We start from the raw sequence: 9,772 nt of genomic DNA, 5'->3' as shown, positions 1-9,772 counted from the left end.
ACCATGTCGGCCATCGAAGCCTCGTCGAAGAAAATCGCCGAGATCATCAGCGTCATCGACGGCATCGCGTTCCAGACCAACATCCTGGCACTGAACGCCGCGGTGGAAGCCGCCCGTGCCGGCGAACAGGGCCGTGGCTTCGCCGTGGTTGCCAGCGAAGTGCGTACCCTCGCCCAGCGCTCGGCCGCCGCCGCCAAGGAAATCAAGGGCCTGATCGATGACTCGGTCGGCAAGGTCAACGATGGCTCGGCGCTGGTGCACAAGGCTGGCGCCACCATGGGCGAGATCGTCGCCTCGGTGCAGCGCGTGACCGACATCATGGCCGAGATCTCTGCCGCTTCGCAGGAGCAGAGCGCCGGCATCGAGCAGGTCAACCAGACCGTGGTGCAGATGGACGAAACCACCCAGCAGAACGCTGCGCTGGTGGAGGAAGCCACCGCCGCCGCGCGTGCGATGGAAGACCAGGCCTCGCAGCTGGCCGATGCCGTGGCGATCTTCCGCCTCGATAACCAGGTCTCCGCCGCAGTGAAGGCTGTCGCCGAACGCGTGGAATCGGCGTGCATCACCACCACCGTGGCACGTCCGCAGCCGACCGGAACGCCCGCTCCGATACGTCGCAGCAGCAACGCCCGCACCTTCGCCGCCAGCGACAGCGACTGGCAGGAATTCTGAGACCCACCCGCAGCGGCTTCGGCCGCCGCCTCTGCCGATGGACACGTCCCCCGTGCAAAGTCCTACTCCCATCGTCACCGGCCCGCGCGAATTCGAGTTCGCCGACCGTGATTTCCGCCGCGTCTGCGACCTGATCTACCAGCGGGTGGGCATCGCCCTCGCACCGGCCAAGCGCGACATGGTCTATGGCCGCCTGTCGCGCCGCCTGCGCACGCTGGGCATGCGCAGCTTCCAGCAGTACCTGGACCACCTTGAGCAGGAAGACGGTGACGAGTGGCAGGCGTTCACCAACGCCCTGACCACCAACCTGACCTCGTTCTTCCGCGAGCCGCATCACTTCGACAAGCTGCGCGAGGAGCTGCAGCAGCGCTCCAGCCGCACGCCGCTGCTGTTGTGGTCGTGCGCAGCGTCCACCGGCGAAGAACCCTATTCAATGGCGATTACCGCCTGTGAGGCCTTCGGTACGCTGAAGCCGCCGGTGCGCATCATCGCCACCGACGTCGACACACAGGTGCTGGCCACCGCCGGCCGAGGTGTCTACAACATCGACCGTGTGACCAACCTCGACCCGGACCTGCGCCGGCGCTACTTCCAGCGCGGCAGCGGTCCCAACGAGGGCCAGTGCCGCGTGCTGCCGGCACTGCGCGAGCTGATCGAGTTCCGCCCACTGAACCTGCTTGCCCCGCGCTACGACGTCGGCGGCCCGTTCGATGCGTTGTTCTGCCGCAACGTGATGATCTACTTCGACAAGCCAACCCAGCGCGCGATCCTCGGCCGGCTGGTACAGCACCTGGCCGATGACGGCCTGCTTTACACCGGACACTCGGAAAACTACCTGCACGCCGCCGACCTGATCCAGCCCTGTGGCCGCACCCTGTACCGCCGCGCGGCAAAGGCCGGTGCATGAACGCCTCACTGCGTACCGACGATGTGATGCGCTACCAGGATGCGCGATTCCAGACCATTGCCGCCAAGCTGCTGCCGACCCAGTACCTGGTGGTGGACGACACCACCGCGCTGACCACCACGCTGGGTTCCTGCGTGGCGGCCTGCCTGCGGGACCCCGTGCTGAAGATCGGTGGCATGAACCATTTCCTGCTGCCCGAGGGCAATGCCGGCGACGGCGCGCCCGCGCGTTACGGCAGCTACGCGATGGAACTGCTGATCAACGACATGCTCAAGCGCGGCGCCCACCGCAAGCGCATCGAAGCCAAGGTATTCGGCGGCGCCAACGTGCTCAAGGGCTTCACCAGCAATCCGGTCGGCACCCGCAACGCCGAGTTCGTGCGCCAGTACCTGCAGGCCGAGCATATCCCGATCATCGCCGAGGACCTGTGCGGCATCCATCCGCGCAAGATCTGGTTCTTCGCCGATACCGGCCGCGTGGTGGTGCAACGCCTGCCGCATGCCCACGAAGCCGAAGTGGCTGCCACCGAATCGGCCGTGCGTGCACGTCTGTCCAAGGCCCCGGTCACCGGCGGCGTGGAGTTGTTCGAATGACCCTGACCGGCAACGCCCCCTGCCGGGTCCTGATCGTCGACGACTCTGCCGTCGTGCGGCAGATGCTCACGGAAATCCTGTCCAGCGACCCGGCCATCGACGTGGTCGGCACCGCCGCAGATCCGCTGCTGGCGCGTGAGAAGATCAAGCGCCTGGCCCCGGACGTGATCACGCTTGACGTGGAAATGCCGCGCATGGACGGCTTGGCGTTCCTGGAAAACCTGATGCGGCTGCACCCGCTGCCGGTGGTGATGATTTCTTCGCTGACCGAACGCGGCGCCGACACCACGCTGCAGGCGCTGGCACTGGGCGCGGTGGACTTCGTCTCCAAGCCCAAGCTGGACGTCGCACGCGGCCTGCAGGGCTACGCCGACGAAATCATCGCCAAGGTGAAGATGGCGGCGCGCTCGCGGGTGCGACCACTGGTGCGCGCGGCCGCCCCGAAGCTCACGCTGGACGCAGCGCCGGCGACGCGTGCTGCCTCGCCGCAGTTCCGTACCACCGACCGCCTGATCGCGATCGGCTCGTCAGCCGGTGGCACCGAAGCGCTGCGCGTGGTGCTGGAAGGCATGCCTGCCGACGCGCCAGCTGTAGTGATGACCCAGCACCTGCCGGCCAGCTTCAGCAGCGCCTTCGCCGAGAGACTGGACCGCCATTCGGCGATGGCCGTGCGCGAGGCCAGCGACGGCGAAGCGGTGCTGCCCGGCCATGCCTACCTGCCGCCGGGCGGCAAGCACCTGCGGATCATCCGTGACGGTGCACGCTGGCGCTGCCGCATCGACGATGGCCCGGCGGTGAACCGGCACAAGCCGGCCGTGGACGTGCTGTTCCGCTCGGTCGCGCAGAGCGCCGGCGGCAATGCCATCGGTGCCATCCTCACCGGCATGGGTGACGACGGTGCACGCGGCCTGCTGGAAATGCGCCAGGCCGGCGCGCCGACACTGGTGCAGGACGAGGCCACCAGCGTGGTCTGGGGCATGCCGGGCGCAGCGTTCAAGCTCGGCGCCGCCGAGGAACAGGTGCCGCTGGAACGGATTGCCGAACGGCTGCTGGCGCTCGCTCGCGGCTGATAGCGCGCCCCGGCCCAAGGACTCCGCGGGCAGTAGATCCACGCCATGCGTGGATGCCTTTGTAGAGTCGAGCCGCGTTTCGACTCATCGCGCATCGCGCGAACAGCAGCCAAGCATGGACGGCGCTACAGGCCATCAGGCAACGAAAGAACCCCCGGCTTTCACCGGGGGTTCTTCGTTTCACCCCATGCGTTGTCCGCTCACAAAAAACCCCCGGCGCAAGCCGGGGGTTTTCAGTTACCGCATCAGGCAGCGACCGTCTTGGCCACGTCCTGATATTCCTCGATCTGGTCGAAGTTCATGTAGCGGTATATCTCCGCACCATTGGCGTTGATCACGCCGATGTCCGCCATGTACTCCTCCTTGGTCGGGATGCGGCCCAGACGCGAGCAGATCGCGGCCAGTTCGGCCGAGCCCAGGTACACGTTGGTGTTGCGGCCCAGGCGGTTCGGGAAGTTGCGGGTCGAGGTCGACATCGCGGTGGAACCCTCGCGGATCTGCGCCTGGTTGCCCATGCACAGCGAGCAGCCCGGCATTTCCATGCGTGCGCCGGTAGCGCCGAAGGTGCCGTACACGCCTTCCTTGGTCAGCTCCGAGGCGTCCATCTTGGTCGGCGGGGCCACCCACAGGCGGGTCGGCAGGTCACGCTTGCCTTCCAGCAGCTTGGCCGCGGCGCGGAAGTGACCGATGTTGGTCATGCACGAACCGATGAACACTTCGTCGATCTTGGCACCGGCCACTTCGGACAGCGTCTTCACGTCGTCCGGGTCGTTCGGGCAGGCCACGATCGGCTCGTGGATGTCGGCCAGGTCGATCTCGATGACGGCGGCGTACTCGGCGTCCGCATCCGGCTCCAGCAGCTGCGGGTTGGCCAGCCAGGCTTCCATCTTCTCGATGCGACGCTGCAGCGAACGCGGATCCTGGTAACCCTCGGCAATCATCCACTTCAGCAGGGTGATGTTGCTGGTCAGGTACTCGATGATCGGTTCCTTGTTCAGGCGCACCGAGCAACCGGCGGCCGAACGCTCGGCCGAGGCGTCGGACAGTTCGAACGCCTGTTCGACCTTCAGCTCCGGCAGGCCTTCGATTTCCAGGATGCGGCCGGAGAAGATGTTCTTCTTGCCGGCCTTGGCCACGGTCAGCAGGCCCGACTTGATCGCGTACAGCGGGATCGCGTTGACCAGGTCACGCAGGGTCACGCCCGGCTGCATCTTGCCCTTGAAGCGCACCAGCACCGACTCCGGCATGTCCAGCGGCATCACGCCGGTGGCCGCAGCGAAGGCGACCAGGCCCGAGCCGGCCGGGAACGAAATGCCCACCGGGAAACGGGTGTGCGAGTCACCACCGGTACCGACGGTGTCCGGCAGCAGCATGCGGTTGAGCCAGCTGTGGATCACGCCGTCGCCCGGGCGCAGCGAGACGCCGCCACGGGTGGAGATGAACTCCGGCAGGGTGTGGTGGGTCTTCACGTCCACCGGCTTCGGGTAGGCGGCGGTGTGGCAGAACGACTGCATCACCAGGTCGGCCGAGAAGCCCAGGCAGGCCAGGTCCTTCAGCTCGTCACGGGTCATCGGGCCGGTGGTGTCCTGCGAGCCGACCGAGGTCATCTTCGGTTCGCAGTACGTGCCCGGGCGCATGCCCTGGCCTTCCGGCAGGCCACAGGCGCGGCCGACCATCTTCTGCGCCAGCGAGAAGCCCTTGCCGGTATCGGCCGGCTGCACCGGCAGGCGGAACAGGTCGGTCGGGGCCAGGCCCAGCGCTTCGCGCGCCTTGCCGGTCAGGCCACGGCCGATGATCAGCGGGATGCGGCCACCGGCACGCACTTCGTCGAACAGCACGTCGGACTTGACCTGGAATTCGGCGATCACCTCGCCGTTCTTCAGCGCCTTGCCTTCGTACGGGCGCAGCTCGATGACGTCGCCGTGCTCCATCTTCGACACGTCCAGCTCGATCGGCAGCGCACCGGCATCTTCCATCGTGTTGTAGAAGATCGGGGCGATCTTGCCGCCCAGGCACACGCCACCGGCGCGCTTGTTCGGGATGTACGGAATGTCATCGCCGGTCCACCACAGCACGCTGTTGGTGGCCGACTTGCGCGAGGAGCCGGTACCGACCACGTCGCCGACGTAGGCGACCAGGTGGCCCTTGTCCTTCAGGTCGAGGATCTGCTGGATCGGGCCGCGCTTGCCGTCTTCTTCCGGGGTGAACGGCGCGTCGTCGCGCTTGTTCTTCAGCATCGCCAGGGCGTGCATCGGGATATCCGGGCGGGTGGTCGCGTCCGGCGCCGGCGACAGGTCGTCGGTGTTGGTCTCGCCCGGCACCTTGAACACGGTGACGGTCAGGCTCTGCGGCACTTCCGGATTGCTGGTGAACCACTCGGCCTCGGCCCAGCTCTGCAGCACGGCCTGGGCGTTGGCGTTGCCGGCCTTGGCCTTTTCCTGCACGTCATGGAACGCATCGAACACCAGCAGGGTCTTCTTCAGGCCGTTGGCGGCGATGGTGCCGACGCTGGCGTCGTCCAGCAGCTGCACCAGCGGGGCGACGTTGTAACCGCCGAGCATGGTGCCCAGCAGTTCGGTGGCGCGCTCACGGCTGATCAGCGGGTTCTGCTCGCTGCCCAGGGCGATCGCCGCCAGGTACGACGCCTTGACCTTGGCTGCGTCATCGACACCGGCCGGCACGCGATGGGTCAGCAGGTCGAGCAGGAACTCGGCCTCGCCCTGCGGCGGGTTCTTCAGCAGTTCGATGACATCGGCCGTCTGCTGCGCGCTCAGCGGCAGCGGCGGGATGCCAAGCGCAGCGCGCTCGGCGACGTGGTGGCGGTAGGCTTCCAACATGACAACTCCCGGGTAATGCGTAGGTTGAAATAACAAAGTGGGCTCAGGCGTGCGGCACGATCAGCTTCAGGCCCTTGAAGTAGTCGCGGTAAAACGTGTCGTTCCAGGTGATCAGGCCGTCACACTGCAGCAGTGCGTGGGCGCCGACCATGAATTCGTCCAAGCTGCGGCGGCTGCCGCCACGCTGGCGATGACGGCGGTGCATCTCGCCGGCGCGCAGCGCCGACTTGGCTTCCATCGGGTTGAAGTGCACGCCCATTTCTTCCAGCGCTTCGAGCACCTCGGCGCCGCCGCGCAGCGATGCGCAGACCTCGGCCAGGGTCGCGCCGCAGACCACCACACGGCCACCCACCAGGCTGTGCCGGAGGATGGCCTCCACGGCATCGGCCTGCGGACCATTGCTGAGCAGCTCGACCAGCACCGGTGAATCGACGGCGATCATCACGGCTTATTCCTCGTCACGCACCGCGCGTACCGCTGCGTCGGACGATTCGAAGCCGTCCAGCGCGAACTTGCCGCGCGCCCGTGAAATGGCATCGTCAACACTCTTGCGCAGGATGATGCGGCTGCCGTCCAGCTCGACCTTCAGCAGCGTGCCCTTAGTCAGGCCGAGGGCATCACGCACCGCCTTGGGCAGGGTGATCTGTCCGCGTTCTGCAACAGTGGCTTCCATCGGTAGGCCCTCCAGAGTATGCACAAATTATACATACTTCCCCGGGCATACTTCCACCCTGAACAGGACAGGCAGCCCGCCAGCCCTTGCCTCGCAGAGGATCGGCCACAAACGTGACATACGCCATACACCTTCCCCTGTAGTCTGGAACCGATGCTGCGGGCCGGAACCCGGCCCGGATGAATCCATTCAGTCTCGGATTCATACTGGGACCACCGGGGCCGCCAGGCCCGCGGCGACCGCAAGCAGGCCCGCCCATGCGCGGGCCACTGCAAGCCATCCGCAAGAAGGAGTTACCCCGCATGAGCGATTCGTTCTCCACCCGCAGCCAGCTGAACGTCGGCGGCAAGACGTACGACTACTTCAGCCTGCCCACGCTGGGCCAGCGCTTCGATATCTCCCACCTGCCCTACTCGATGAAGATCCTGCTGGAGAACCTGCTCCGGCACGAGGATGGCGGCATCACCGTCGGCAAGGACCACATCGAAGCCGTGGCCCGCTGGAACCCGGCGGCCGAGCCGGACACCGAAATCGCGTTCATGCCCGCACGCGTGGTCCTGCAGGACTTCACCGGCGTGCCCTGCGTGGTCGACCTGGCCGCGATGCGCGACGCCGTCGTCAAGCTCGGCGGCAAGCCGGAGCAGATCAATCCGCAGATTCCCTCCGAACTGGTCATCGACCACTCGGTGCAGGTCGATGTGTTCGGCAAGCCCGACGCGCTGGACCTCAACGGCAAGATCGAGTTCCAGCGCAACCAGGAACGCTACGGCTTCCTGCGCTGGGGCCAGAAGGCCTTCGACAACTTCAAGGTAGTGCCGCCCAACACCGGCATCGTGCACCAGGTGAACCTGGAAAACCTGGCTCGCGTGGTGATGACCGCGGAGAAGGATGGCAAAGCCGTGGCCTACCCGGATACCGTGTTCGGTACCGACAGCCACACCACCATGATCAACGGCATCGGCGTGCTGGGCTGGGGCGTGGGCGGCATCGAAGCGGAGGCGGCCATGCTCGGCCAGCCGTCGTCGATGCTGATCCCGCAGGTGGTCGGCTTCAAGCTGACCGGCAAGCTGCCCGAGGGCGCCACCGCCACCGACCTGGTGCTGACCGTTACCCAGATGCTGCGCAAGCTGGGCGTGGTCGGCAAGTTCGTCGAGTTCTACGGTGATGGCCTGCAGCACCTGCCGCTGGCCGACCGCGCCACCATCGGCAACATGGCCCCGGAATACGGCGCCACCTGCGGCATCTTCCCGATCGACGCCGAATCGCTGAACTACCTGCGCCTGTCCGGCCGCAGCGAAGAGCAGATCAACCTTGTCGAGGCCTATGCCAAAGCGCAAGGACTGTGGCACGAACCGGGCAGCCCGCATGCCAAGTACAGCACCACGCTGGAACTGGACATGGGCACGGTGAAGCCGTCGCTGGCCGGCCCGAAGCGTCCGCAGGACCGCGTCCTGCTCGAAGACGTGCAGAAGAACTACCGCGAAGCGCTGGTCGGCCTGACTGCCAACCGTGACAAGCGCAGCGAGGACGTTGCCACCTTCGTCAACGAAGGCGGTGGCGCGGCGGTCGGCAACGAGCAGCTGGCCAAGGGCTTCGCCGACATCGAGATCGAAGGCAGCAAGGTGCGGCTGAAAGATGGCGCGGTGGTCATCGCGGCCATCACCTCCTGCACCAATACCTCCAACCCGGCGGTGATGATCGGTGCCGGCCTGCTGGCCCGCAACGCGGCCGCCAAGGGCCTGAACCGCCAGCCGTGGGTGAAGACCTCGCTCGGCCCAGGCTCGCGCGTGGTCACCGACTACCTGGAAAAGGCGGGCGTACTGAAGGAACTGGAGAAGATCGGCTTCTACGTGGTCGGCTACGGCTGCACCACCTGCATCGGCAACTCCGGCCCGCTGCCGACCGAGGTCAGCGCCGGCATCGCCGCCGGCGATCTTGTGGTCACCTCGGTGCTGTCGGGCAACCGCAACTTCGAGGGCCGCGTGCACCCCGAAGTGAAGATGAACTACCTGGCCAGTCCGCCGCTGGTGGTGGCCTACGCCATCGCCGGCACCACCGACATCGACCTGACCACCCAGCCGCTGGGTACCGGCAGCGATGGCCAGCCGGTGTTCCTGCGCGACATCTGGCCGAGCAACAAGGAAATCGGCGACGTCATCGCCGCCACCATCGGCCCGGAGATGTTCAAGCAGAACTACGCCGATGTGTTCAAGGGTGACACCCGCTGGAACACCATCGCCTCGCCGGACGGCAACCTGTACGCGTGGAGCGACGCCTCCACCTACATCAAGAACCCGCCATATTTCGATGGCATGACCATGCAGACCGGCAGCATCGACGACGTGCACGGCGCGCGCGTGATGGGCCTGTTCGGCGATTCGATCACCACCGACCACATCTCCCCGGCCGGCAACATCAAGAAGGACTCGCCGGCAGGCCGCTTCCTGCAGGCACGCGGCGTGCAGCCGGCCGACTTCAACAGCTACGGCAGCCGCCGCGGCAACGACGACGTGATGGTCCGCGGCACCTTCGCCAACATCCGCATCAAGAACCTGATGTTCGGTGGCGAGGAAGGCGGCAACACCCTGTACTACCCGGCCGACGGCGGCCAGCCGGAAAAGCTGGCGATCTACGATGCGGCCATGAAATACAAGGCCGACAAGGTGCCGCTGGTGGTGCTGGCCGGCAAGGAATACGGCACCGGCTCGTCGCGCGACTGGGCGGCCAAGGGCACCCTGCTGTTGGGAGTGAAGGCGGTCATCGCCGAGAGCTTCGAGCGTATCCACCGTTCCAACCTGGTCGGCATGGGCGTGCTGCCGCTGCAGTTCCGCAACGGCGAGAATGCGCAGAGCCTGGGCCTGGACGGCTCGGAAGTGATCGACATCACCGGCCTGCAGGACGGTGCCAGCAAGCGCGCCACGGTCACCGCCACCAAGGCCGATGGCACCAGGAAGACCTTCGAGGTGTCGGTGATGCTGCTGACCCCGAAGGAAGTCGAGTACTTCCGTCACGGTGGCCTG

General features: G+C 66.4%; 8 protein-coding genes. 5 read left to right on the top strand and 3 right to left on the bottom strand.

Translation table 11 applies throughout. The features are described from left to right. The 4 genes from N5C25_RS19435 to N5C25_RS19420 all read left to right on the top strand — a co-directional run. On the top strand, positions 1 to 672 hold a 672-nt coding region (locus tag N5C25_RS19435; protein ID WP_279937693.1), incomplete at its 5' end, for a methyl-accepting chemotaxis protein. Positions 673 to 709: 37 nt separating this feature from the next. After that, positions 710 to 1,579, top strand: coding sequence for a CheR family methyltransferase (locus tag N5C25_RS19430; RefSeq protein ID WP_049435029.1), 870 nt, complete (start codon positions 710 to 712; stop codon positions 1,577 to 1,579). After that, entirely contained in the window at positions 1,576 to 2,172 is a 597-nt protein-coding gene (gene cheD / locus N5C25_RS19425; protein ID WP_014037083.1) for a chemoreceptor glutamine deamidase CheD, read from the top strand. Before N5C25_RS19430 ends, cheD begins: the two co-directional genes overlap by 4 nt. Then, positions 2,169 to 3,242, top strand: a complete 1,074-nt coding sequence (locus tag N5C25_RS19420; RefSeq protein WP_251103197.1) for a chemotaxis response regulator protein-glutamate methylesterase — start codon at positions 2,169 to 2,171, stop codon at positions 3,240 to 3,242. Before cheD ends, N5C25_RS19420 begins: the two co-directional genes overlap by 4 nt. A gap of 245 nt (positions 3,243 to 3,487) precedes the next feature. On the opposite strand, the gene acnB is transcribed toward N5C25_RS19420, so the two are convergent. The 3 genes from acnB to N5C25_RS19405 are packed head-to-tail and all read right to left on the bottom strand — an operon-like array spanning position 3,488 to position 6,752. Then, positions 3,488 to 6,079 (bottom strand): bifunctional aconitate hydratase 2/2-methylisocitrate dehydratase, encoded by a 2,592-nt coding sequence (acnB, locus tag N5C25_RS19415; RefSeq protein WP_111097827.1) that lies wholly within the window; start codon positions 6,077 to 6,079, stop codon positions 3,488 to 3,490. 43 nt (positions 6,080 to 6,122) lie between these two features. Continuing rightward, positions 6,123 to 6,521, bottom strand: coding sequence for a type II toxin-antitoxin system VapC family toxin (locus N5C25_RS19410; RefSeq protein WP_251103201.1), 399 nt, complete (start codon positions 6,519 to 6,521; stop codon positions 6,123 to 6,125). A 6-nt stretch (positions 6,522 to 6,527) separates the two neighbouring features. Beyond that, on the bottom strand, positions 6,528 to 6,752 hold the full coding sequence (locus tag N5C25_RS19405; protein WP_005409505.1) for an AbrB/MazE/SpoVT family DNA-binding domain-containing protein: 225 nt from the start codon (positions 6,750 to 6,752) through the stop codon (positions 6,528 to 6,530). 302 nt (positions 6,753 to 7,054) lie between these two features. On the opposite strand from N5C25_RS19405, the gene acnA reads away from it, so the two are divergent. After that, the coding region (gene acnA, locus N5C25_RS19400; protein WP_279937692.1) for an aconitate hydratase AcnA at positions 7,055 to 9,772 on the top strand (2,718 nt) is incomplete at its 3' end.

The organism is Stenotrophomonas sp. GD03958, from assembly GCF_029839005.1.
GTDB lineage: Bacteria > Pseudomonadota > Gammaproteobacteria > Xanthomonadales > Xanthomonadaceae > Stenotrophomonas > Stenotrophomonas hibiscicola.
The sequence above is the reverse complement of the archived record's forward strand: the minus strand, read 5'-3'. Positions and strand labels throughout refer to the sequence as shown.